The organism is Citrobacter sp. CK180 (assembly GCF_030333655.1).
GTDB classification, from domain to species: Bacteria; Pseudomonadota; Gammaproteobacteria; order Enterobacterales; family Enterobacteriaceae; genus Citrobacter_B; species Citrobacter_B koseri.
Genome location: NZ_JAOWFM010000022.1, coordinates 107,569 through 130,206, shown reverse-complemented (window position 1 = coordinate 130,206; position 22,638 = coordinate 107,569). Strand labels below are relative to the sequence as shown.

The 22,638-nt window shown below is 55.7% G+C and carries 17 protein-coding genes and 1 riboswitch; of the genes, 10 read left to right on the top strand and 7 right to left on the bottom strand.

The window, feature by feature from the left end; all coding sequences use genetic code 11:
- Window positions 1-180: 180 nt before the first annotated feature.
- A complete protein-coding gene (hrpA, locus tag OGV50_RS01045) occupies window positions 181-4,083 on the top strand; it encodes an ATP-dependent RNA helicase HrpA (protein ID WP_047463604.1) in 3,903 nt (1,300 codons plus the stop codon).
- Between the two features lie 8 nt (window positions 4,084-4,091).
- On the opposite strand, the gene OGV50_RS01040 is transcribed toward hrpA, so the two are convergent.
- Window positions 4,092-4,997, bottom strand: coding sequence for a LysR family transcriptional regulator (locus OGV50_RS01040; RefSeq protein ID WP_286488237.1), 906 nt, complete (start codon window positions 4,995-4,997; stop codon window positions 4,092-4,094).
- A 128-nt stretch (window positions 4,998-5,125) separates the two neighbouring features.
- Between OGV50_RS01040 and OGV50_RS01035 the strand changes: the two genes are divergently transcribed.
- Window positions 5,126-5,761, top strand: a complete 636-nt coding sequence (locus OGV50_RS01035) for a LysE family translocator (protein ID WP_286488242.1) — start codon at window positions 5,126-5,128, stop codon at window positions 5,759-5,761.
- Window positions 5,762-5,763: 2 nt separating this feature from the next.
- On the opposite strand, the gene OGV50_RS01030 is transcribed toward OGV50_RS01035, so the two are convergent.
- Genes OGV50_RS01030 through OGV50_RS01020 form a run of 3 tightly spaced genes read right to left on the bottom strand, consistent with a single transcriptional unit; the run spans window position 5,764 to window position 9,913 of the window.
- A complete protein-coding gene (locus tag OGV50_RS01030; RefSeq protein ID WP_286488236.1) occupies window positions 5,764-7,140 on the bottom strand; it encodes an efflux transporter outer membrane subunit in 1,377 nt (458 codons plus the stop codon).
- Complete coding sequence (locus OGV50_RS01025; protein ID WP_047463610.1) at window positions 7,137-8,219, bottom strand: HlyD family secretion protein; 1,083 nt, start codon at window positions 8,217-8,219, stop codon at window positions 7,137-7,139. Before OGV50_RS01025 ends, OGV50_RS01030 begins: the two co-directional genes overlap by 4 nt.
- A gap of 41 nt (window positions 8,220-8,260) precedes the next feature.
- Window positions 8,261-9,913, bottom strand: coding sequence for an MFS transporter (locus OGV50_RS01020; protein ID WP_049011895.1), 1,653 nt, complete (start codon window positions 9,911-9,913; stop codon window positions 8,261-8,263).
- A gap of 270 nt (window positions 9,914-10,183) precedes the next feature.
- Between OGV50_RS01020 and OGV50_RS01015 the strand changes: the two genes are divergently transcribed.
- Together OGV50_RS01015 and aldA are read left to right on the top strand one after the other, a co-directional pair.
- Entirely contained in the window at window positions 10,184-10,984 is an 801-nt protein-coding gene (locus OGV50_RS01015; protein ID WP_047463612.1) for a YdcF family protein, read from the top strand.
- A 204-nt stretch (window positions 10,985-11,188) separates the two neighbouring features.
- Window positions 11,189-12,628, top strand: a complete 1,440-nt coding sequence (aldA, locus tag OGV50_RS01010; RefSeq protein WP_047463614.1) for an aldehyde dehydrogenase — start codon at window positions 11,189-11,191, stop codon at window positions 12,626-12,628.
- 39 nt (window positions 12,629-12,667) lie between these two features.
- On the opposite strand, the gene OGV50_RS01005 is transcribed toward aldA, so the two are convergent.
- Together OGV50_RS01005 and gap are read right to left on the bottom strand one after the other, a co-directional pair.
- Complete coding sequence (locus OGV50_RS01005; RefSeq protein WP_286488235.1) at window positions 12,668-13,594, bottom strand: alpha/beta hydrolase; 927 nt, start codon at window positions 13,592-13,594, stop codon at window positions 12,668-12,670.
- Window positions 13,595-13,726: 132 nt separating this feature from the next.
- Complete coding sequence (gap, locus tag OGV50_RS01000; protein ID WP_047463617.1) at window positions 13,727-14,728, bottom strand: type I glyceraldehyde-3-phosphate dehydrogenase; 1,002 nt, start codon at window positions 14,726-14,728, stop codon at window positions 13,727-13,729.
- 190 nt (window positions 14,729-14,918) lie between these two features.
- Between gap and cybB the strand changes: the two genes are divergently transcribed.
- The 4 genes from cybB to OGV50_RS00980 all read left to right on the top strand — a co-directional run bounded on the left by cybB (window position 14,919) and on the right by OGV50_RS00980 (window position 18,937).
- Entirely contained in the window at window positions 14,919-15,449 is a 531-nt protein-coding gene (cybB, locus tag OGV50_RS00995; RefSeq protein ID WP_012132327.1) for a cytochrome b561, read from the top strand.
- 203 nt (window positions 15,450-15,652) lie between these two features.
- Complete coding sequence (locus tag OGV50_RS00990) at window positions 15,653-15,928, top strand: metal/formaldehyde-sensitive transcriptional repressor (protein WP_012132328.1); 276 nt, start codon at window positions 15,653-15,655, stop codon at window positions 15,926-15,928.
- 32 nt (window positions 15,929-15,960) lie between these two features.
- On the top strand, window positions 15,961-17,079 hold the full coding sequence (locus OGV50_RS00985) for an S-(hydroxymethyl)glutathione dehydrogenase/class III alcohol dehydrogenase (RefSeq protein ID WP_012132329.1): 1,119 nt from the start codon (window positions 15,961-15,963) through the stop codon (window positions 17,077-17,079).
- Between the two features lie 169 nt (window positions 17,080-17,248).
- Entirely contained in the window at window positions 17,249-18,937 is a 1,689-nt protein-coding gene (locus OGV50_RS00980; protein ID WP_071258353.1) for a methyl-accepting chemotaxis protein, read from the top strand.
- A 62-nt stretch (window positions 18,938-18,999) separates the two neighbouring features.
- Here OGV50_RS00980 and OGV50_RS00975 read toward each other — a convergent pair whose 3' ends face one another.
- Window positions 19,000-19,923, bottom strand: coding sequence for a LysR substrate-binding domain-containing protein (locus OGV50_RS00975; RefSeq protein WP_012132331.1), 924 nt, complete (start codon window positions 19,921-19,923; stop codon window positions 19,000-19,002).
- 230 nt (window positions 19,924-20,153) lie between these two features.
- Window positions 20,154-20,226: riboswitch (Fluoride riboswitch) on the top strand.
- A 75-nt stretch (window positions 20,227-20,301) separates the two neighbouring features.
- On the opposite strand from OGV50_RS00975, the gene OGV50_RS00970 reads away from it, so the two are divergent.
- Window positions 20,302-21,204 (top strand): DHHA2 domain-containing protein, encoded by a 903-nt coding sequence (locus OGV50_RS00970; RefSeq protein WP_286488234.1) that lies wholly within the window; start codon window positions 20,302-20,304, stop codon window positions 21,202-21,204.
- Between the two features lie 81 nt (window positions 21,205-21,285).
- On the top strand, window positions 21,286-22,629 hold the full coding sequence (gene hglS, locus OGV50_RS00965; protein WP_286450707.1) for a 2-oxoadipate dioxygenase/decarboxylase HglS: 1,344 nt from the start codon (window positions 21,286-21,288) through the stop codon (window positions 22,627-22,629).
- Window positions 22,630-22,638: the final 9 nt, after the last annotated feature.

Genomic DNA, 22,638 nt, shown 5'->3' with positions numbered 1-22,638 from the left:
TGAATGGGGTGAGCCCCGTTGCTTGTTGACACTCTATTCACAATCCTGTCGCAGAGATAGCGCAATATATCGAATCCTATGTTCGAAATTATTGAACAACACACGAAAAGCGCCGATGTGGTACTCTATACCAATCATTAAAAAGAGATTTTACCCGGCAGAGCACTGCCCTCTAATGTTATGACAGAACAACAGAAAATCACCTTCGCCGCACTTCAGCAACAGCTGGATACGCTGATGCTGCGTGACAGGCAGCGCTTTGCCCGCCGCCTGCATGGCGTGAAGAAGGTTAAAAAACCTGATGCACAACAGGCCATTCTCCTGGAGATGGCGAAAGAGATTGAACAGGCAGCAGGTAAAATTGTGCTGCGCGAAGCCGCCAGACCGGAAATCACGTATCCAGAAAACCTGCCTGTCAGCCAGAAAAAACAGGCCATCCTGGAGGCCGTTCGCGACCACCAGGTGGTGATTGTGGCGGGGGAGACCGGCTCGGGTAAAACCACGCAGTTGCCGAAAATTTGTATGGAGCTGGGGCGCGGTATTAAAGGGCTGATCGGCCATACGCAGCCGCGTCGTCTGGCGGCGCGTACCGTTGCCAACCGTATTGCCGAAGAGTTGCAAACGGAACCGGGCGGCTGCATCGGTTATAAAGTCCGTTTCAGCGATCACGTCAGCGACAACACGATGGTCAAGCTGATGACGGACGGTATCCTGCTGGCGGAAATCCAGCAGGACAGGCTGCTGATGCAGTACGACACCATCATCATTGATGAAGCGCACGAGCGCAGCCTGAATATTGACTTTCTGCTTGGCTACCTGAAAGAGCTGTTGCCGCGTCGCCCGGATCTGAAAATCATCATCACCTCCGCGACCATCGACCCGGAGCGCTTCTCGCGTCATTTTAACAATGCGCCGATCATTGAAGTTTCCGGCAGAACGTACCCGGTTGAAGTGCGCTATCGTCCGATTGTCGAAGAAGCGGACGATACCGAGCGCGATCAGCTTCAGGCGATTTTTGACGCGGTGGATGAACTGGGGCGTGAAAGTCCCGGCGATATCCTGATCTTTATGAGCGGCGAGCGTGAAATCCGCGATACCGCCGATGCGCTCAATAAACTCAATTTGCGCCATACCGAAGTATTGCCGCTGTATGCACGCCTCTCTAACAGCGAGCAGAACCGCGTGTTCCAGTCGCACAGCGGACGTCGCATCGTGCTGGCGACTAACGTGGCGGAAACCTCGCTGACCGTACCGGGCATTAAGTACGTTATCGATCCCGGCACCGCGCGCATCAGTCGCTACAGCTACCGCACCAAAGTGCAGCGACTGCCGATTGAACCGGTTTCACAGGCTTCCGCTAACCAGCGTAAAGGCCGCTGTGGACGTGTGTCGGAAGGGATCTGCATCCGCCTGTATTCGGAAGATGACTTCCTGTCGCGCCCGGAATTTACCGACCCGGAGATTCTGCGTACCAACCTGGCTTCGGTTATTTTGCAAATGACGGCGCTGGGGCTGGGCGATATCGCCGCATTCCCGTTTGTTGAAGCGCCGGATAAACGCAACATTCAGGACGGCGTGCGTCTGCTGGAAGAGCTTGGGGCGATTACGACCGATGAGCAGCAAACGGCTTATAAACTGACGCCTTCAGGACGCCAGTTGTCGCAGTTGCCGGTAGACCCGCGTCTGGCGCGGATGGTGCTGGAAGCGCAGAAACACGGCTGCGTGCGTGAGGCGATGATCATCACCTCCGCGTTGTCTATTCAGGACCCGCGTGAGCGCCCGATGGATAAACAGCAGGCGTCCGATGAGAAACACCGTCGTTTCCACGATAAAGAGTCTGACTTCCTCGCCTTTGTGAATCTGTGGAATTACCTCGGCGAGCAGCAGAAAGCGCTGTCGTCGAACCAGTTCCGCCGCCTGTGCCGCACCGATTACCTGAACTATCTGCGCGTGCGCGAATGGCAGGATATCTACACCCAATTGCGCCAGGTGGTGAAAGAGCTGGGTATTCCGGTAAACAGCGAACCGGCGCAATACCGTGAAGTGCATATCGCGCTGCTGACCGGGCTGCTGTCGCATATCGGGATGAAAGATGCCGACAAGCAGGAGTATACCGGCGCGCGCAACGCCCGTTTCTCCATCTTCCCGGGTTCCGGTTTGTTCAAGAAGCCGCCGAAGTGGGCGATGGTCGCAGAACTGGTGGAAACCAGCCGCCTGTGGGGGCGCATTGCGGCGCGCATCGATCCCGAGTGGGTGGAACCGGTTGCCCAGCATCTGATTAAGCGTTCTTACAGCGAACCGCACTGGGAACGGGCGCAGGGCGCGGTGATGGCGACGGAGAAAGTGACCGTGTACGGTCTGCCGATAGTGGCCGCGCGTAAGGTGAATTACAGCCAGATCGACCCGGCGCTGTGTCGCGAGTTGTTTATTCGTCATGCGCTGGTAGAGGGCGACTGGCAGACGCGCCACGCCTTCTTCCGCGACAACCTGAAGCTGCGTGCGGAAGTGGAAGAACTGGAGCACAAATCGCGCCGTCGCGACATTCTGGTCGATGATGAGACGCTGTTTGAGTTCTACGACCAGCGCATCAGTCATGACGTGATCTCCGCGCGCCACTTCGACAACTGGTGGAAAAAAGTCAGCCGTGAAACGCCGGATCTGCTCAACTTTGAAAAGAGTATGCTCATCAAAGAGGGCGCGGAAAAAATCAGCAAGCTGGATTACCCGAACTTCTGGCACCAGGGAAATCTTAAGCTGCGGCTGAGCTATCAGTTTGAACCGGGCGCCGACGCCGACGGCGTCACCGTCCATATCCCGCTTCCGTTGTTAAACCAGGTGGAAGAGTCCGGGTTTGAATGGCAAATTCCAGGTCTGCGCCGAGAGCTGGTGATTGCGCTGATTAAATCGCTGCCGAAACCGGTACGACGGAACTTTGTTCCGGCGCCGAACTATGCCGAAGCGTTTTTAGGTCGCGTAACACCGCTGGAGCTACCGTTGCTGGATGCGCTGGAGCGTGAATTGCGGCGGATGACCGGCGTGACGGTAGATCGCGAAGACTGGCACTGGGATCAGGTGCCCGATCATCTGAAGATCACCTTCCGCGTGGTGGATGACAAAAACAAGAAGTTGCAGGAAGGGCGAGCTTTGCAGGGGCTGAAAGAGGCGCTGAAAGGGAAAGTCCAGGAGACGCTCTCGGCGGTGGCTGATGACGGCATCGAGCAGAGTGGGCTGCACATCTGGAGTTTCGGTCAGCTGCCGGAAAGCTATGAGCAGAAACGCGGCAATTACAAAGTGAAGGCGTGGCCAGCGCTGGTAGACGAGCGTGATAGCGTCGCCATCAGGCTGTTCGACAATCCGCTGGAGCAGCAACAGGCAATGTGGTGCGGTTTACGCCGCTTACTGCTGCTGAATATTCCGTCGCCGATTAAGTATCTGCACGAAAAGCTGCCGAATAAAGCCAAGCTCGGTCTGTACTTCAACCCGTATGGCAAAGTGCTGGAGTTGATTGACGACTGCATCTCCTGCGGCGTGGACAAGCTGATCGACGCCAATGGCGGCCCGGTATGGACGGAAGAGGCTTTTGCCGCGCTGCATGAGAAGGTGCGTGCTGAGCTGAACGACACCGTTGTCGATATCGCGAAGCAGGTCGAGCAGATCCTGACCGCCGTGTTCACGATCAACAAACGTCTGAAAGGACGCGTGGATATGACGATGGCGCTGGGGCTGTCTGATATCAAAGCGCAAATGGGCGGGCTGGTGTATCGCGGTTTTGTCACCGGCAACGGCTTTAAGCGCCTCGGCGATACGCTGCGCTATTTGCAGGCGATTGAAAAACGGCTGGAGAAACTGGCGGTCGATCCGCACCGTGACAGGGCGCAGATGCTGAAAATCGAAAGCGTGCAGCAGGCCTGGCAGCAGTGGATTAACAAGCTGCCGCCAGCCCGCCGTGATGATGACGACGTCAAAGAAATCCGCTGGATGATTGAGGAGCTGCGCGTCAGCTACTTTGCACAACAGCTCGGCACGCCGTACCCGATCTCCGATAAGCGCATTTTACAGGCGATGGAGCAAATCAGCCTGTAGCTCCATGCTCAGCTCAGGCAGGAGATACCTTCGGGTATCTCCTGCGGGGCGGCGCGCTTTAGCCTGTCATAAAGCAGCGCAATGTCTTTTTCGAATGCCGTATCTTGCGGCCAGACCAGATAGTAGCCTTCTCCGGTTGCCACCGCTTCATTGAACGGAAGGGCGAGCAGACCGCTTTTTACCGCCTCCAGACTGAGCAGCAGATCGCCCACGGAGACGCCATGCCCTCTTATCGCCGCCTGATTTCCCTGTTCCAGCGTGTCGAACACTTTTCCCCGACGGGTATTCAGCCCGTTAAATTTACCGCTGCGTGCCAGCCATCGCGTCCAGTCGCGCCGGTCCGGCGAAGGGTGAATAAGCTCGCAGTCGGCAATGTTTTCTCGTACCTGTTCAAGCAGCGCGGGGGCGCATATCGGGATCAGCCACTCTTTAAAAAGCAGCCTGCTTTGCGTGCCGGAACCAAAATGACCGTTGCCTAACAGGATGGCGCAGTGAAAGGGTTCGCGATTGAAATCCACCGTATCGGTGTCCATCCAGACGCTGGAAATCTCCACGTTAAGCGAGGGTTCCTGCTGATGTACGCTGTTCAGCACGTCCAGCAACCAGCCCATTGTCAGGGTTGAGGGCGCCTTTAAGCGCAGACCGTGCTGCTGGTTGCGAAACGCGGAGCAGGCGTTTTCCAGCGTCCGAAAGCCTGCGGCCAGCTGCTCCGCCAGCGCGCGTCCCGCTTCCGTTACCTCAACCTGCGGGCCGTTGCGGTGAAACAGCGGGCAGTCAAACGTTGTCTCCAGAGTACGGATATGTCTGCTGATCGCGCCCGGAGTGACGTTCAGCGCGTCAGCGGCTTTGCTGAATGATCCGAGGCGGGCGGCGGCTTCAAAAGCGCGCAGGGCATACAGTGGCGGCAGAGTCATGGCGATACGCTATTGTGAGTTTTACTCACATTAAATAGCAGTTTTATTCGTTTTTCAAACGTCATCGCTAGCTGAATAATGCCGGGAGTTTCCGGGCCTGTGTGCGTTATGAAGGAGAAAAGGCGTTGATTAATCTGACATTGCTGAGTGCGTATAGTTTATCGGTTTTACTGTTGCTGGTCACGCCCGGCCCGGTGGTTGCGCTGGTAACCGGAACGGCGGCCCGGCACGGTGCGCGTAAAGCCTTTGCGACGGTGATCGGAACGAACAGCGCCTCTCTGGTGCTGATTATCCTGGCGGCGCTGATGCTGGCCGGGGTGGTGTCGATCTCCGGTTTGTTTCTGTCTTTGCTGGGGATCGCAGGGTCGTTGTATATCGGCTACGGCGCGTTAATCAGCCTGCGGGCGGGGAATCCGCAGACAAATGCGCAAGAAAACACGGTCGCTGCGGGCGACGGCGGGGTGATCCGGGGATTTATTACCGGCATTTCAAATCCGAAAGACATTCTTTTCTTTGTCGCTTTCTTCCCTCAGTTTATTTCGGTGACGCAGAACTTCGCCGCCAGCATTATGACGCTGACGGTGGTGTGGATCATTTTTGATTTTGCTGTTTTATCGCTGTACATCCTGCTCATCAATAACTGGTTGTCACCGCATCACAGCCGGCGTATTGGGCTGGCGTCATCGCTGTTTTTGCTGGTGATATCGCTGTCTGGCCTGGTCTATAACGTCCGCGAAATCATTCACCACTTGCCGTACGGATGACGTCAGACTGACCAGCCGCCGCCCAGCGCTTTGTAGAGATCAATCTGTGCCAGCAGCAGATTGTTTTTCACCTGCACCACATTGGTTTGCACTGAGAACAGCGTGCGCTGGGCGTCCAGTACATCCAGATAAGACGAATAGCCATTGCGATAGCGATTCTGGGCGATGCGCAATGTTTCCTGCGCCACATCCTGCTGCGCCTGTAATTCACTGAGCTGTTCCTGATAGCGGGTGATGGCGTCGAGGCTATCGTTTACCTCTCTGAAGGCGTTACGCACGGTTTTTTCATAACTGTACAGCGCCTGATTACGCTGGGACTGGGAAATATCAACCTGCGCATTCAATGCCTGACGGTTAAGCAGAGGGGCGAGAATGCTGCCGCCGATACTCCATAAGCGGAGCGGGTCGTCAAGCAGACCGGGGAGCGTGCGATCCTGCACCGATCCGGTCGCCGTCAGGTTGATCGACGGCAGCAGGCTGGCGCGAGAGGCGGCAAGCGTCGCATCGGTCGCAATAAGCTGTCTCTCGGCCTGCACAACATCAGGACGGCGGTTGAGCAACGAAGAGGGCAACTGTGACGGCAACGTTAAGGGCGTCAGCGCATCAAAACGGTCGCTACGGGCCAGCCGCGTCGGGTTGCTGCCCAGCAGAAGACTCAGCGCGTTTTCCTGTTGTGCGATCTGGTGCTCAAGCAGGGGAATTTGCGCGCGCGTCGAGCGAAGCTCAGAATCCGACTGCATCAATTCCAGGCGCGAGCTGTAGCCTGTTTCATATTGCCGTTTTGCCAGATTCCAGGCTTCTTCACGCGATTTCAGCGTCGATTTTGTCACGTTGAACTGCTCATCCAGCGCCAGCAGCGTGACATAACCGGACGCAACGGACGAGGCAACGGTCAGATCGGCGGCGGCCGCCGCCGCTTTTTGCGCCGCCAGCGAGGCCTGCGCCGCACTGGCGGTGCTGCGATTAACGCCCCAGATATCGACATCGTAGCTTGCCGTCAGGCTGCCCTTATACAACGTGCTGTAGATCGGAAGTCCGGTTGCCGCAGACTGCGTTCGCGCCCGCGCTCCACTAACGCCCGCATCCAGCGAAGGGAACAGGCTGCCTTCGGCGGCATAGACCCTGGCCTGGTATTCATTTACCCGTTCGCGGGCAATCAGCACGTCACTGTTATTTTGCAGTGCCTGATCGACATAACGATTCAGATGACTGTCGTGAAAATTTCTCCACCATACCTGTTCTGTTGCGCTGGCGGGGCCGGTGGCGGTTCGCCAGGCGGCGGGGATTTGCAAAGACGGTTTTGCGGGTGCCACATTAACCGACTGACAGCCACTGAGCTGCAGGGCGAACAGCAAAGCGGCAACGGGACGGCGCGTCATTGTTTCGCCTCCCGGGTATCGATATGTACCTGCACCGACATGCCCGGACGCAATCGCGCAATCTCCTCCGGTTTACCCAGTACCTCCACCCGAACCGGAATGCGCTGGGCGATTTTGACAAAGTTGCCGGTCGCGTTATCCGGCGTAATGGCGCTGAACTCCACGCCGGTTGCCGGAGAAATGCTCTCCACCCGGCCTTCATAAGCCCGATCATTCAGCGCATCGACAGTAAACCGTACCGGCTGACCCACGCGCAACTCCGCCAGTTGCGTCTCTTTAATATTGGCGATAACCCAGTGCTGCGGCGGCACCAGCGTGGTGAGGTGCGTTCCGGCGGTGACATACGCGCCGAGGCGGACGGCAATCTGCCCAAGCTGGCCGTCGCGCGGCGCGACAATGCGGGTATTTTGCAGATCGATCTGCGCCAGCTCTAACGCTGCGCGGGCATTCTCAACGTCGGCTTCCAGCGCTCCCCGGTTAACGATCACTGTTTGTAAATCCTGTCGTGACATCTCCAGCGTGGCTTTCGCCTGGTCGATATCCGCGCTGCCTTGCGCGGCGCTGGCCAGCGCCGCATCGCGTTCACGAATCGACAGCGAACCGTCGGCGGTGAGATCTTTCACGCGTTTCAAATCTGCCTGGGTTTTCAGACTTTGCGCTTTGGCGTTCTTCAGTACCGCTTCATTGCGCGCAATCACGGCTTCGGCGCTTTTACGCTGTTGCAGGTTGTTATTTAACGCGGCGATTTTCATGGCCAGCTGCGCTTCGGCCTGATGGACACGCTGGCGATAAATACGGTCGTCGATCTGCATCAGCAGTTCGCCTTTTTTCACCTGCACAAAGTCCTGCACATTCACCTGCGTGATATATCCATTCACCTGCGGGCTAATAAAGGTGGTTTGTCCACGCACATAGGCGTTATCCGTAAATTGCGTATGGCGGGTAAACGGCGGTAATTGCCAGGCGTAGAGGATCACCAGAACCCCGACGAGGCCAATGGCGGCAGCGGCAAAAATTGACACCACACGGAGATTGTTTCGGGTATTTGCCTGCTCTTTGGCGGCATCCTGCTGACTCATAGCGGCTCCTGAGGTAAAGCGATAAACATAATTTTCATCTGTTACTTGGTTCCGGTGGCTTTTTTCAGCGCCATCCGGGCGGTAATACGCAGTCGCAGCAAGCGCCATAAAATCCAGATCAGCGTAGCGGCGGCAATGCTGGCCGTCAGTAAATAAGTATCGTTATAGGCGAGGATATTTGCCTCAAGCGACGTAACGGTTTGTAGCTGGGCGATCGCCTGGGTGTTCAGCAATGCGCTGTCGCCAATCAGGCTTTTGTACATCTGGCTGTACATCTGTAGACGCTCATTCACCAGCGGATTTAGCGTGGTGAGCTGATCGGCCAGCAGGCTGGAGTGATATTTTTCACGCCAGGTCTGGAACGTGCCGAGAATGGCGGAGCCCAGCAGACCGCCGATGTTCTGACTCATCCCAAATAAGACGGAAAAACTGACCAGATTGCGCGGATCGGCGATGACGCCGCCGATACCCGCCAGCATTGCCGGGGCAAGGAAGAACGCGCTGCCAAAGCCGAGTAAGAATTGGCTGACCATTAACTGGTCGGGACGCGTCAGGTTTGTGGAGTGGCTGTCGAGCAGCGAGGCGACGATCATCAATGCCAGCGACGTAATCACGGGCCAGGCCAGCCGCGTCGGTTTAATCGTCAGGCAACTGGTGATGATGCCGCACACAATGCCAGCGAAAATTGACCAGGCCAGATGCGTCATTTGCTCATTCTGTAAGCCAGCGTATTGTAGCCAGCCAATTACGCCGGTGTTTTGCTCCGCCAGCACAATGCGGATCAGCAACATAATCAGCCCCAGGCGGAGAATACTGCCGCTGGAGAGCCAGCGCGTATTCAACAGCGGATTGCTGCGGTTATGCTCGAACACAATTGCGCTGATGATGAGTACCGTCGCCAGCGCCAGAGACCAGCCAATCCAGGGCGCTTCAAACCACCAGTCCAGTCGCCCCAGCGACAGCACGGCACAGACCAGCGCCATGCCGGGCGCGAGCAGAATAAAAGTAATAAAGTCTTTCTTTTCAAAAACCTTACGTCTGTCGCCGGGAGGCAGTTTTAAGGCGATGACGCAGCCCAGCGAAACCAGCGCCAGTCCCAGCTCAAAGAAGTACAGGCCGCGCCACTCATCCAGTTGCAGCAGTTCGGTAGAGAACAACCGGGCGAGGGGAATAGCCAGCGACGACCCGGTAATACCGATCGTTAACGCTTTCAGACGGTGTTTCGCAGGCCAGGCCTGTATCTGATAATAAATACCCAGCGAACTGAGCGCGGCGGCGACCATACCGTGCGCCGCGCGTACCATTAGCGCGGAACTCAGATCGTTGACGAAGAGGTGAAAAAAGGTGACCAGCACATACAGCACCAGAAAACCTTCGGTAAATGCCCGCAGACCAAACTGCTGGCGAAATTTCACCAGCAGCAGGTTAATTGAGACATTGGTCATGACATAAACGGCAGGCAGCCAGGCGATCTCCGTCGACCAGGCGGCAAAGGTGCCCTGTAAATTTTGCAAATTCGCGGTCACGACCGCGTTCCCGAGTGCGCCGGTCAGACACACCAGCAGGCCGACCACGCCGTAGGCGATGCGTTTCGGCGTGCTGTGAATGGGAGTCGAAGGTGAGCCTAACAGCGCGGGCTTTTCGTGAGGCTGCCACTCGCGAGGAGCATAAGGATCGCGTTGGGGCAGGCGCATAACGTCGTATACCTTTGTATTATTTTAATGGTTAGCGGGCTAATGATTCTACGTCTGACGTAAACCATAATTCAAGTGAATATGAAAACGCCCGGTAAATCAAATATTCATTGCCGTTAAGCCGGGATTTTCGCTCATTGAACGTTGTTTGACATCAACGCTTTATCTCACCCTCGCACCACAGGATAATCAGCGGATCGTCTTTCGGAGTGATCTGGTACTCACCAGAAGCCACTCCGGTACTCTGCAAGGAACACAGGAGGAAGAACCATGAGAATGAGACCGTTTCCGGCATTATCCAGTGCAACGCTGGAAGCAGCGAATACGCTGGGGCATTGGCTGGCCCAAAATGACTTCTCTGGTGACGCGCCGTATCAGGCTGACTGCGTTGTGCTGGCGGGGAATGCCGTCATCCCGGCGATAGACGCCGCCTGTAACATAGCGAAAGCGCAGCAGATCCCGCTGTTGATCAGCGGCGGTATCGGCCATTCCACCACGTTTCTCTATGCCGCCATCGCCGGGCACCCGCGCTACAACACCATACGCACCACCGGGCGTACGGAAGCCAAAATTCTTGCGGATATCGCTCATCAGTTCTGGCAGATCCCGACGGAGAAAATTTGGCCAGAAGACAAATCAACAAACTGCGGTGAGAACGCGCAGTTTAGCTGCGCCCTGATTGGTCAGGTATCGGCGCCCATTAACACCGCTATTATCGTACAGGACCCGACAATGCAACGCCGGACGATGGCGACGTTCCGCCGCGTCACCTGCGACGATCCCGATTCGCCCCGCTGGTTGAGCTATCCGGGTATTGTCCCGACGCTGTGCCAGCACGATGACGGCGTGGATTTTGCCGGAGAACAGAAGGGGTTGTGGTCCGTGGATCGCTATCTCTCCCTGATTGCGGGAGAGCTTCCGCGTTTACGGGATGATGAAACCGGCTACGGGCCGCGTGGCCGCGACTTTATTGTGCACGTTGATATTCCCGCTGACGTTGAGGCGGCGTGGCAGACGCTGCAAAATGACGCTGACCTGATTGAGACCATGAACAGTCGTTCGTTGCGTTAATGTTACTTTCTTGCCCGTTTGCGGAAATTTACGCTCAAACGGGCAAACTCTCTCCCCGATATCGCCCCTCTGACAGAACCTTCCTGGCTGCTTTTATGAAGCACATCACAAAACCAGCACCGCAGACGGCCCTGAGAACATGTGATTGTTATTACTTAACAATGATTTTACTTGTTAAGAACAATTCAATTACAGGAGCAGCGCATGTCCGCACCCGTACAACACCCGATGTATATCAATGGTCAATTTGTTAGCTGGCAGGGAGACGCATGGATTGATGTGGTGAATCCCGCCACCGAAGAACTGCTCTCCCGTATTCCTGATGGCGGCGCGCAAGAGGCGCGTCAGGCCATTGACGCCGCTGCGCGCGCTCAGCCGGAATGGGAGGCACTGCCTGCGATTGAACGCGCGGGGTGGCTGAGAAAGATCGCGGCAGGGATTCGTGAGCGGGCAGAAGAGATCAGTGCGCTGATTGTCGCGGAAGGCGGAAAAATCCAGCAGCTGGCGCAGGTGGAAGTCGCGTTCACCGCTGACTACATCGAATATATGGCCGAGTGGGCGCGCCGTTATGAAGGCGAGATCCTGCAAAGCGACCGCCCCGGAGAAAATATTCTGGTCTTTAAACGCGCGCTGGGCGTCACCACCGGGATTCTGCCGTGGAACTTTCCGTTCTTTTTGATTGCTCGTAAGCTCGCTCCGGCGTTGTTGACCGGGAATACCATCGTCATTAAACCCAGCGAATTTACGCCAAACAATGCCATTGCTTTCGCGCAGATCGTGCATGACATCGGCTTACCGAAAGGCGTATTCAACCTGGTGCTGGGACGCGGTGAAACAGTTGGGCAGGAGCTGGCGGGGAACCCGAAAGTCGCGATGGTGAGCATGACCGGCAGCGTGGTCGCCGGCGAGAAAATTATGGCGGCGGCAGCGAAAAACATCACTAAAGTTTGCCTGGAACTGGGCGGGAAAGCCCCGGCAATCGTGATGGACGATGCGGATCTTGAGCTGGCCGTGAAAGCGATTGTGGATTCCAGAGTGATCAACACCGGGCAGGTCTGTAACTGTGCTGAGCGCGTTTATGTGCAAAAAGGGATTTACGATCGCTTTGTGAATCGTCTGGGCGAGGCGATGAAAGCGGTTCAGTTTGGCGATCCGGCACAGCGTGATGACATCGCTATGGGGCCGCTGATTAACGCTGCCGCGCTGGAGCGGGTAGAACAGAAAGTGGCGCGTGCCGTACAGGAAGGCGCTCGCGTGGCGTTGGGCGGCAAGGCCGTGGAGGGCAAAGGTTATTATTATCCACCGACGCTGCTGCTGGACGTTCGCCAGGAGATGACCATCATGCATGAGGAGACATTTGGCCCCGTGCTGCCGGTTGTGGCGTTTGATACGCTGGAAGAGGCGCTGGAGATGGCGAACGACAGCGATTACGGTCTGACATCGTCTGTATATACGCAAAACCTGAATGTTGCGATGAAGGCGATCGGCGGGCTGAAATTCGGCGAGACCTACATCAATCGCGAAAACTTTGAGGCGATGCAGGGATTCCATGCTGGCTGGCGCAAGTCAGGTATTGGCGGGGCGGATGGCAAACACGGTCTGAACGAGTATCTGCAAACGCAGGTGGTCTATTTGCAGTCCTGATGTAACAGGCCGGGGTTTTCCCCGGCCTGCTAATGGCGGTCACACTTTGGTCGCAATCCAGTTCATCATCAGTTCCGGCCAGACCGCGACCGGTAATCCCTGCGTATCACGAATGCCAAACCCGTGTTTTCCTCGCTCAAACAGATGCATTTCCACCGCTACGCCAGAACGGCGCAGCGCGTTAAAAAATACCAGGCTGTTTTCCACCTTTACCGCCGGATCGTCGATGGCATGCAGCAGAAATGTGGGCGGCGTAGCGGCATCCGCGCGTTCCTCAAGCGAGTAGTGGCGAATCTGTTCATCGTCAGGTTCCGCACCCATCAGCTCAAGGCGTGAGCCGGGATGATGAATGTCGTCATGCATGGTGATGACCGGATAGACCAGCGCCATAAAAGCAGGGCGGGCGTTGATTTCATCCAGGCTGTCGATGGGGGGACTGGCGGGTTCAGCAAAGCGCGTTCCCAGACTGGCGGCGACATGCGCACCGGCAGAAAAACCCAGCACCCCGATGCGTTCCGGGTCGATCTTCCACGCTTGCGCATTGGCGCGAAGACAGCGCATCGCGCGCTGCACATCCGCCAGCGGCGCGTTTGCCCCCTCATCATGGCCATCTCCGGGCATCCGGTAGGTCATCACGAACAGGGTATAACCACGCGCATTAAAAAAGGGCGCCAGCGCGCTGCCTTCTTTATCCAGCACGACGCGCCGGTAGGAACCGCCTGGCGTCACGAGAAGCCCCACGCCGTTGGGTTTATCTGGCGCGTAAACGGTGATTTCAGGAGATCGGACGCCCGTGACGGCGCGATCGAAGATGGATGTACCGGTATGCCGCGGTTCTGACGTAAAAACAGCATCGCTGTTTTTCGCTCCGGGGGCTTCGCCATCAGGCCAGAGGGTAAATGTGGCTGAGCGGGAGACGGCTTGCGCCATCATTTCTTCTAAGGTTTCGCGGCTGAATACGTCCATGACTGTGCTCACTCAGTGATAAACGTTATCTATAACACAGTTAATCCATTGAAAATCGGAAGGGATTCACATCGTCTTGAATAACCATATAAATGGTGAAAACGGCGGAGGAACAATGCCTCCGCCAGAGGGTCAGAGTTTGGCGAATTTATCCAGCGTGCGAATAAGTTGGGTCACAAAACCGTACTCGTTATCGTACCAGGCGACGGTTTTCACCAGTTGCAGATCGCCCACTGTGCTGATTTCAGTTTGCGTGGCATCGAACACCGAACCGAAATGTGAGCCGATGATATCGGAAGAGACGATCTCTTCATCGGTATAGCCGAACGACGGATTATGGGTTGTCGCTTTCTTCAGCGCCGCGTTGATCTCTTCCGCAGTGACTTTTTTCTCCAGAATCGAGACCAGCTCGGTTACAGAGCCGGTTTTCACCGGAACGCGCTGAGCATGGCCTTTAAGTTTTCCGCTCAGTTCAGGAATCACCAGACCAATGGCTTTCGCCGCGCCGGTGGTGTGGGGGATGATGTTTTCCGCCGCCGCCCGCGAAGCGCGCAGATCCTTCCCGCGCGGCCCGTCGACCAGCGACTGGGTTCCGGTGTAGGCGTGAATTGTGGTCATGGTGCCAACCTGAATGCCAAAGTTGTCATTCAGCGCTTTCGCCATCGGCGCCAGGCAGTTAGTGGTGCAGGATGCGACAGAAACAATCTGGTCGCTGGCATCCAGCGTGTCGTCATTCACGTTGAAGACAATGGTTTTCATATCGCCAGCCGGGGCGGAAATCAGCACTTTTTTAGCGCCAGCGTCGAGGTGCGCTTTGGACTTCTCGGCTGAGGTATAGAAGCCGGTGCACTCGACAATGATCCCGGCGCCGGTGGTTTTCCACGGAATATTTTTAGCCTCTTTTTCTGCGTAAACCGCAATTTTTTTGCCGTCCACAATCAGCGCGTCTTCGGTGAAATCCACACTCCAGGGGAATACGCCGTAGTTTGAGTCATATTTCAACAGATACGCGAGGATTTTAGGGGAGGTCAGGTCATTGATGGCGACGACATCAATGTCGCTTTTCACTTCCAGCAGACGACGTAACACCAGACGACCGATACGACCAAAGCCGTTAATGCCAATTTTACTCATGGTTTTCTCCTGTCAGGATGCAACGGTACGACACATTTTTTCCCTACCAGGCATAGTCCAGTCAGGCGTCCAGGGCAATAACAGATTTTGCCGCTAAGCGTAACTGGTTGAAATTGGGTGAACAAAAGTTAATGAATTTTTAACAAAAGCTCGCTATGTTGACGCTTTATTTTTTTACTCAGGACGTGTTATGAGCAATAAGTACACAAGCCTGCAAATTGGCATCCACTGGCTGGTCTTTTTACTGGTTATTGTGACCTACTGTGCAATGGAGTTGAGGGGATTTGCGCCCCGTAGCTATCGTCCGTGGATCAATATGGTTCATGTCTCGTGCGGGATGACCATCCTGGTGTTGATGGTGACGCGCCTGCTGGTCAGACTGAAATACCCGGCGCCGCCCATTGTGCCAAAACCAAAGCCGATGGTGACCGGAATGGCGCATCTTGGGCATCTGGTGATCTATCTGCTGTTTATTGTCTTGCCGATTATTGGCCTGGTGATGATGTATAACCGGGGCAATCCCTGGGTTGCGTTCGGCCTGGTGATGCCGCATGCGTCAGACGCTAATTTTGAGGTGGTGGATATGCTGAAAACCTGGCATATCACGCTGGCGAAACTGGGGTATTTTGTCATTGGTTTGCATGCCGCCGCGGCGCTGATGCATCACTACGTCTGGAAAGACAATACGCTGTTGCGCATGATGCCGCGCAAACGTTCCTGACTCTTCTCACCACCCCGCGTAATGCGGGGTTTCTTTTAGAAAACACCTGCGTGTAACCAGACCCGTGACGCAGGTGAAGAAAACGGGTCTACATCGGAAGCGGGCAGTATAGGCATTTGTCATACAAATAGCGAGATGCTGCTGTTGGTTTTACAGCCACATAACAAATCTGATAGTATACCCCCCTATAGTATGGAGGGCGTATGCCGCATTCACCTGAAGATAAAAAACGTATTCTCACTCGGGTTCGCCGTATCCGCGGGCAGGTTGACGCGCTGGAACGGGCGCTGGAGTCAGGAGAACCTTGCCTGGCGATCCTGCAACAGATTGCCGCCGTTCGCGGCGCATCTAACGGGCTGATGGGAGAGATGGTTGAGATTCACCTGAAAGATGAACTGGTCAGCGGCGACACCACGCCGGATCAACGCGCCGTGCGCATGGCTGAAATCGGCCACCTTCTGCGCGCTTATCTAAAATAAACAGATCACCTCACAATAATGGGAAGAGACAAATGAAATCACGTGCAGCAGTTGCATTTGGCCCCGGCCAGCCGTTAAAGATTGTTGAAATTGACGTCGCGCCGCCGCAAAAAGGCGAAGTGCTGGTCAAAATTACCCATACCGGCGTTTGCCATACGGATGCGTTTACGCTCTCCGGCGACGACCCGGAAGGCGTGTTCCCGGCGGTGCTGGGTCACGAAGGCGGTGGCGTGGTGGTTGACGTTGGCGAAGGCGTCACCAGTCTGAAGCCTGGCGATCATGTTATTCCGCTGTACACCGCAGAATGCGGCGAGTGTAAGTTCTGTAAATCCGGCAAAACCAACCTGTGTCAGGCGGTGCGCGCCACGCAGGGTAAAGGGCTGATGCCGGATGGCACCACCCGTTTTTCTTACAACGGCGAACCTGTCTATCACTATATGGGCACCAGCACATTCAGTGAATATACCGTTTGTGCTGAAATTTCCCTGGCGAAAGTCAATCCGCAGGCGCCGCTGGATAAAGTCTGTCTGCTGGGGTGCGGCGTCACCACAGGGATTGGCGCGGTACACAACACGGCAAAAGTAAAAGAAGGGGATAGCGTTGCGGTCTTTGGCCTGGGCGGTATCGGCCTGGCGGTGATTCAGGGAGCGGTGCAGGCGAAAGCCGGGCGTATTCTGGCAGTTGACACCAACCCGGAGAAATTCAAACTGGCGGAAGAAATGGGCGCGACCGATTTCATTAATCCGAATGACTATGACAAACCCATCCAGGATGTGATTGTTGAGCTGACCGATGGCGGCGTCGATTTCAGTTTTGAATGTATCGGTAACGTCAATGTGATGCGCGCAGCGCTGGAGTGCTGCCACAAAGGCTGGGGCGAGAGCATCATCATCGGCGTGGCTGGCGCAGGCCAGGAAATTAAAACCCGTCCGTTCCAGCTTGTTACCGGGCGCGTCTGGCGCGGTTCCGCTTTTGGCGGTGTGAAAGGGCGTAGCCAACTGCCAGGCATGGTGGAAGAGGCGATGGCGGGGAAAATTCGTCTGGACCCGTTCATTACCCATCGCTTGCCGCTTGATCAAATCAACGATGCCTTTGATTTAATGCATCAGGGCAAGTCCATTCGCACCGTTATCCATTTCGGTGATAACTGATTCACATGCCAGCGGGTCTGCCGCTGGCACTTTCCTGAATTTTCAGGAATAAATGTTGTGAAAATGTGACAAACATTCCGATTTTCACCGTAAGCAAACTTCCTGGAATGCCGATGACTATCTAACGGGCGTGTTTTATACGCAATAACCTACAAGAGAGTCGACGGTCATGGACAACACATCAACGATGCAAGCACCGCATAAGCTGGGTTTTCTGCATCATATTCGGCTGGTTCCGCTGTTTTCCTCCATTCTCGGTGGCATCCTTCTTCTGTTCGCACTCAGTTCCGGGCTGGCGGGGTACTTCCTGCTACAGGCAGATCGTGACCAGCGGGATGTGACGGACGAAATTCAGGTGCGGATGGGCTTATCCAACAGTTCTAACCATCTGCGTACCGCGCGTATCAATATGATCCATGCAGGCGCGGCGAGCCGCATTGCTGAAATGGATGACATGAAAGCCAATATCGCTGAGGCGGAGAAGCGGATTAAGCAGTCGCAGGAAGGCTTTAACGTCTTTATGGCGCGGGCGGTAAAAACACCGGCGGACGAGGCGCTGGATGCGGAGCTGAATACCCGCTTCAAAGCCTATATTGATGGCCTGCAACCTATGTTGAAATACGCCAGAAACGGCATGTTCGAGGCGATTATCAACCATGAAAACGAACAGGCCAGACCGCTTGATACCGCGTATAACACCGTATTGCTCAAGGCGATTGAGCTACGCACGGCGCGCGCGAATCAGCTTAGCGACCAGGCGCATCAGCGCAGCCAACTGGGATTGATGTTCATGATTGGAGCGTTCGCGCTGGCGCTGGTGCTTACGCTACTGACGTTTATCGCGCTCCGCCGGACGGTAATCAACCCTCTGCAACGTGCTGCGCAGCGTATTGAACAGATTGCCGCAGGCGATCTCACCATGCCGGATGATCCAACCGGACGCAGCGAAATCGGTCGCTTAAGCCGCCATCTCCAGAAGATGCAGTCCTCTCTGGGGCAAACGGTGGGAACGGTACGTCAGGGGGCGGAAGAGATTTATCGCGGCACCAGTGAGATTTCCGCCGGCAATACCGATTTGTCATCGCGTACGGAAGAGCAGGCCGCAGCAATTGAACAGACCGCAGCCAGCATGGAAGAGCTCACGGCTACGGTAAAACAAAATGCGGACAACGCGCACCATGCCAGCAAACTGGCGGAAGACGCCTCCGGCAAAGCCAGTCACGGCGGTCAGATGGTGTCTGGCGTCGTGAAAACAATGGGCAACATCTCCAATAGCTCGAAGAAAATTTCCGAGATCACCGCCGTCATCAACAGCATCGCTTTCCAGACCAATATCCTGGCGCTTAACGCGGCGGTCGAAGCGGCGCGAGCGGGTGAACAAGGGCGCGGTTTCGCCGTGGTCGCCAGTGAAGTGCGCACGCTGGCAAGCCGCAGTGCGCAGGCGGCGAAAGAAATTGAAGGGCTGATCAGCGAATCGGTCAGACTGATTGACCAGGGCTCCGGGGAAGTCGTCGCAGCAGGCAACACCATGAATGATATTGTCGATGCCGTGCGACGCGTAACGGACATTATGCTGGAGATCGCCGCAGCCTCTGATGAGCAAAGTCGTGGGATTGTGCAGGTGAGCCAGGCGATTTCCGAGATGGATAAGGTCACGCAGCAAAACGCCTCGCTGGTCGAAGAGGCCTCTGCCGCCGCCGCATCTCTGGAAGAACAGGCTGCTCGCTTAACCGAAGCGGTCGGGGCGTTTCGTTTGCAGGGGGGAAGTGCGATTAAACGCGCGCCGTCTGTGAACGTCGTCGCCAGTTCATCACCGCAGCCGGTAACAACCAGTGGTGATAACTGGGAAACGTTTTAAGCCTTAATATTGCCGGGTAACGACGCTAACGCGTCTTATCCGGCATTTATTTGAGGGCGCATTCAGTGCGGCATGGATTTACGGATAGCGGCGATCAGCGCCTGCGCGCCGGGAGAAAGCGGCGTGTCCACGCGGGTGAGGATGCCAATCGGTTCGCCAGCGCCCAGGGTGGGAATCGGCAGTGATACCAGCGTAGCCTGGCGCAGATCTTCTTTCACCGCGCCTGAAGGGACAAACCAGACGTAGTCATAATCAACGGTAAGCTGGCGAGACAGCGAGGCCGACAGCGTTTCGATGCAGCCAACGGGCATTTTGCAGCCCTGACTTTGTAGCAAACCTTCCGCATTCTGCCGGGGAGCGGTGCCTTTGGGCGACACGACCACCGGCCATTCCATCACACGGCTTAAGGTGACGGTTTCCTGTAATAGCGGGTGATTAGGGCGCACAACCAGCTTCAGCGACTCCAGAAACAGCAGCTCGTAATTCAGACCGCTCATCAATTCCGGGTCGGACATCCGGCCAATACCGAGATCGATTTCCCCCGTTTTTAAGCCAGCGAGCAGCATCGGGTTATTCATGGTGGCGACCTGTAACGTCGTCTCTTTTTGCTGCTTATGGAACTGACCAATAACGGCCGGAAGGATACCCAATGCGGCGGTGGGCAATGCGCCAATGCGCACCACATCATTATTGAGGCTTTCTTTGCGATTCAACGCCTGGCCCGCGGTATTAAGCGCATCAAGCACTTTTACCGCATGGGTGAGGAACTGTTCGCCGGGCAGCGTTAGCTGCGCGCCGAGGCGACCGCGCTCAAAAAGGCGGGTTCCGGTCAGTTGCTCCAGCTCGTTAAGCGTTTTAGAGAGTGCAGGTTGACTCAGGTTAAGGGTTTCAGCCGCGCGCCCCAGTGTTCCTTGTTGGGCGACAGCTACAAAAGTATGAAGATGGCGCAAACGGATGCGCTGACTAAACAAGCTATTTTTTTCCATAAGCGATGTTAAAAACAGAGCGGTGCCGGTGACAAGTAAAGTTATTGGTTTTTGATAACTTGATAGCAAAATATTATTAACATCTAACTCATTTCTTTTACAAGAAGTTTGTTTTGCTTATGTTTTGTACGATTCACAGTGATGTGAGAATAATGACAATGCGTGGCGCAGAAAGCGACAGGTCATAACGTGAGTTCATACTTGAAAGAGACATCAAGCGGGTTCACAATCCAGTGCAGGGTGATGGCGTTCCACCTTATTCCAACCGCCTCGTTTCAGTAGGCTGATGACGCCTGATATGACTCTTTATCACCAGGAGCGTGTCGGGCTGGTCAATACTCTTCCGGTTCCTCATGCTTTTTCCAACAGGAAACAACAATGATATATGTAATTGGTCACCTCAATCCTGATAGCGATGCTATCTGTACGGCCATGATGACGGCGCGCTGGCTGACGTTGCGCGGGCAGGAGGCAATGGCGTTCCGCACGGGGGAAGCCAACCGTGAGACGCAGTTTATTTTTGCGCAGGCGGGGTTGCCCATTCCTGAACGATTAAGCGTTCCGCTCACCGATCGGGACGTCTGGCTGGTTGATTTTACCGAACCAGCCCAGGGGCCGGATTCTTTAGCGCAGAGTAACGTTGTTGGCATTATTGACCATCACCGCTTAGGCGGGTTGATCACCCGACTGCCGCCGGAAGTGTGGGTAAAACCTGTTGGCAGTAGTGCGACATTACTGTGGCAACTGATGACGGATGCCATTCGAAAACAGCTTTCCCCCGCAGAAGCGACGTTATTATTGGGCGCCGTTCTGAGTGACACTGTCACGCTTCGTTCGCCGACAACGACCCCGGATGACCGCCTTGCGGTGGAATCGCTCAGCCAGCTCGCCGGTTTGTCTCTTGAACGCTTTAGCCGCGATCTTCTGTACGCGAAAACCAGCGTGGAAGGGATGAGCGCCAGCCAGCTTCTTCAGAAGGACATGAAAACCTTTACTGTCCACGGGCAGCGGGTTTGCGTGGCGCAGCTTGAGCTGTATGCGCTGGAACAGGTTGATGCGATGATGGACGACCTGCGTGAGGAAATGGCGCGCTATGCCGCCGGGGCAGATGCGGCGCTGGTTGTTCTGATGCTCACGGATATCAATCTCGGTTATTCCCGCCTCTGGTTTGCCGGAGATGCCCAGCCGGATGTCCCGCACCCCTGCGAGGTGGAAGGGATGCTGAGCCGTAAGAAACAGATGCTCCCCTGGCTGGAACATCACATGAATCCGCACAGGTGAGATCACACTTTGTAAATTCTTCCCACCAGAGTGAACGGCGTTTTCTACACTCCAGGTAATATTCACTGGAGGCATGACATTATGGCGAACACCATCGCGGCTGATGAGATTCGGGAACACTTTTCGCAGGCAATGTCAGCAATGTACCAGCAGGAAGTTCCACAGTACGGTACATTGCTGGAACTTGTCGCTGATGTGAATCTGACGGTACTGGAAAATAATCCCACGCTGCATGAAAAGCTGGCCAACGCGGATGAGCTGGCGCGGCTGAACGTTGAGCGGCATGGCGCGATTCGGGTGGGTACGGCGCAGGAGCTTTCCACCTTGCGCCGAATGTTTGCGATTATGGGGATGTATCCCGTCAGTTATTACGACCTTTCTCAGGCGGGCGTTCCCGTTCATTCCACCGCCTTTCGCCCCATTGACGATGCGTCGCTTTCCCGCAACCCGTTTCGCGTCTTCACCTCGCTATTACGGCTGGAGTTAATTGAGAACGCGACGCTGCGCCAACGCGCGGCGGACATTCTGGCGAGGCGCGATATCTTTACGCCGCGCTGTCGCGAACTTCTGGACGTCTTTGATGCGCAGGGCAATTTTACCGGGGCGCAGGCGCGGGAGTTTGTGCAGGAGGCGCTGGAGACTTTCCGCTGGCACCGGCACGCCACGGTGGACAGGGAAACGTATCAGGCATTACATAATGAACACCGTCTGATTGCTGACGTAGTGTGTTTTCCGGGGTGCCACATTAACCACCTGACGCCGCGCACGCTGGATATCGACAAAGTGCAGTTGATGATGCCGGAATGCGGTATCGAACCCAAGATCCTGATTGAAGGGCCGCCGCGCCGTGAGGTGCCGATTCTGTTACGCCAGACCAGTTTCAAGGCGCTGGAAGAGTCGGTGCTGTTTGCCGGTGAAACGGAGGGCAGCCATACGGCGCGTTTTGGTGAGATTGAACAGCGCGGCGTGGCGCTGACGCCTGAAGGGCGGCGGTTGTACGATGCGTTACTGCATAAGGCGGGGACGGGCAAAGATAATCTTACGCATCAGCTGCATTTGCAGGCGGTCTTTAACGCTTTCCCGGACAGCGAATTTTTACTGCGCCAGCAGGGGCTCGCCTGGTTTCGCTACCGGTTAACGCCTGCTGGTGAATCGCACCGCCAGTCTATTCATCCGGGCGACGACCCACAGCCGCTGATTGAACGCGGTTGGGTGGTGGCACAACCCATTACCTATGAAGATTTTCTGCCAGTAAGCGCGGCCGGAATATTCCAGTCTAACCTGGGTAACGAAACCCAGGCGCGCAGCCACGGCAATGCCAGCCGCGACGCCTTTGAGCAGGCGTTAGGGTGCCCGGTATATGATGAGTTTGCGCTTTATCAGGCGGCGGAAGAACGCAGTAAACGGCGTTGCGGACTGCTCTGATCGCGGTAT

Coding starts and splice junctions, on each gene's coding strand:
- OGV50_RS00970 (WP_286488234.1), top strand. CDS start 20,302: ATGATATATGTAATTGGTCACCTCAATCCTGATAGCGATGCTATCTGT.
- OGV50_RS00980 (WP_071258353.1), top strand. CDS start 17,249: ATGGACAACACATCAACGATGCAAGCACCGCATAAGCTGGGTTTTCTG.
- OGV50_RS00990 (WP_012132328.1), top strand. CDS start 15,653: ATGCCGCATTCACCTGAAGATAAAAAACGTATTCTCACTCGGGTTCGC.
- OGV50_RS00975 (WP_012132331.1), bottom strand. CDS start 19,923: ATGGAAAAAAATAGCTTGTTTAGTCAGCGCATCCGTTTGCGCCATCTT.
- aldA (WP_047463614.1), top strand. CDS start 11,189: ATGTCCGCACCCGTACAACACCCGATGTATATCAATGGTCAATTTGTT.
- OGV50_RS01020 (WP_049011895.1), bottom strand. CDS start 9,913: ATGCGCCTGCCCCAACGCGATCCTTATGCTCCTCGCGAGTGGCAGCCT.
- OGV50_RS01015 (WP_047463612.1), top strand. CDS start 10,184: ATGAGAATGAGACCGTTTCCGGCATTATCCAGTGCAACGCTGGAAGCA.
- hglS (WP_286450707.1), top strand. CDS start 21,286: ATGGCGAACACCATCGCGGCTGATGAGATTCGGGAACACTTTTCGCAG.
- OGV50_RS00985 (WP_012132329.1), top strand. CDS start 15,961: ATGAAATCACGTGCAGCAGTTGCATTTGGCCCCGGCCAGCCGTTAAAG.
- gap (WP_047463617.1), bottom strand. CDS start 14,728: ATGAGTAAAATTGGCATTAACGGCTTTGGTCGTATCGGTCGTCTGGTG.
- OGV50_RS01005 (WP_286488235.1), bottom strand. CDS start 13,594: ATGGACGTATTCAGCCGCGAAACCTTAGAAGAAATGATGGCGCAAGCC.
- OGV50_RS01030 (WP_286488236.1), bottom strand. CDS start 7,140: ATGACGCGCCGTCCCGTTGCCGCTTTGCTGTTCGCCCTGCAGCTCAGT.
- OGV50_RS01025 (WP_047463610.1), bottom strand. CDS start 8,219: ATGAGTCAGCAGGATGCCGCCAAAGAGCAGGCAAATACCCGAAACAAT.
- hrpA (WP_047463604.1), top strand. CDS start 181: ATGACAGAACAACAGAAAATCACCTTCGCCGCACTTCAGCAACAGCTG.
- OGV50_RS01040 (WP_286488237.1), bottom strand. CDS start 4,997: ATGACTCTGCCGCCACTGTATGCCCTGCGCGCTTTTGAAGCCGCCGCC.
- cybB (WP_012132327.1), top strand. CDS start 14,919: ATGAGCAATAAGTACACAAGCCTGCAAATTGGCATCCACTGGCTGGTC.